The organism is uncultured Campylobacter sp. (assembly GCF_937949835.1).
Classification (GTDB): Bacteria; Campylobacterota; Campylobacteria; order Campylobacterales; family Campylobacteraceae; genus Campylobacter_B.
The window spans coordinates 1-1,128 of sequence record NZ_CALEDC010000054.1 but is presented as its reverse complement, the minus strand read 5'-3'; the positions used below and the strand labels follow the sequence as shown (position 1 = coordinate 1,128).

The window sequence follows — 1,128 nt, the reverse complement described above, 5'->3', positions numbered from 1 at the left end:
TCGCCGTATTTTCTAAATGAGGAGTTTTTATGAAAAACGTATTTTTAGTTGCCCTTTTGGGTGGAATTATGGTGCTATTTAGCGGTTGCGCTAGTATTATTAAAGGCGGAGGCGACGAGAGCTTTACCTTTAAATCCGATCCTACGAGCGCACAGGTTACTATACTGGACTTGAAAGATGCCAATAAAACTATCGTCCAAAACCATACTCCTTTTAGCATCGCGCTACATAAAAAACATGCGTTTTTTAGCGGTGGAAAATATTGGGTGCAAGTTACCAAACCTGGTTATAAAGATATCGGTTTTGAAATTAAAGGCACCGTAAATGGTTGGTATACAGGGGGTAATCTGATATTTGGCGGACTTCTTGGCTATCTGATTGTTGATCCTGCGACAGGTGCTATGTGGAATTTGACCCCACAGTTAGCTAAAGATGAAAAGCAGATTGAAGCCAGCGAGGGGGTAATTACCATAAAGCTTTTGAGTGATCTAAGTAATGAGGATCAGGCTAAAGTAAGGGCAATGAAGCCTATGGAATACAAGTAGCGCTACCAAATTTAACTAGGTAAAGCAAATGATTTTTTTTAAATGCTTTACCTAAATCAAAAGAATGAGATATGGAGAATTTAGGATTAATATTGGGGGCAAAGCTTCTAGTTGGTTTTTTAGTTGGGGCTATAATATCGGTTTGTCTAAAATTTTATTATCGTGCTAAAAACATTCGAATGCCTGAAAATACTATAGCAAAAGTATTTGGTGCTACGTTATTTTACGCTCTGTTTTTATTGGAGGCATTATTTGCCCTCGTCGTTTTACTTATGCTATATGCGCTGGACTTAATAGTGTATTCGCTTAAAATTCCATTTAGGGTAATTAACCGAACGGATTTCGCGAGATTTTATTATCTCCATTTGCCGATAGCCACGATAATAGTTGTAGCTATAATGTTTCTGGCACCGGCATTAAATTCTATGAAGTGAAAAAAGGATAAAAAATGAAAATTTTAGTAATTATTTTGCTGTCTATTACCGCAAGCTTTTGTTATGGAGAATGTGATAGTTTTGAATGCCAAATTAACGCTATTTTGAATAAGTATCCAAATTATAATAAAGAAGCAATGCAAGAGCTT

At 36.3% G+C, this 1,128-nt stretch carries 2 protein-coding genes; both read left to right on the top strand.

The genetic code is table 11. The annotated features are described in order from the left end of the window. Positions 1 to 29 precede the first annotated feature (29 nt). Complete coding sequence (locus Q0256_RS01230; protein WP_297959282.1) at positions 30 to 545, top strand: hypothetical protein; 516 nt, start codon at positions 30 to 32, stop codon at positions 543 to 545. Positions 546 to 616: 71 nt separating this feature from the next. Beyond that, complete coding sequence (locus Q0256_RS01225) at positions 617 to 979, top strand: hypothetical protein (protein ID WP_297959280.1); 363 nt, start codon at positions 617 to 619, stop codon at positions 977 to 979. Positions 980 to 1,128 lie beyond the last annotated feature (149 nt).

Bases quoted from the DNA above. Each gene is read 5' to 3' on its own strand.
- Q0256_RS01230 (WP_297959282.1), top strand. From the start codon at position 30: ATGAAAAACGTATTTTTAGTTGCCCTTTTGGGTGGAATTATGGTGCTA.
- Q0256_RS01225 (WP_297959280.1), top strand. From the start codon at position 617: ATGGAGAATTTAGGATTAATATTGGGGGCAAAGCTTCTAGTTGGTTTT.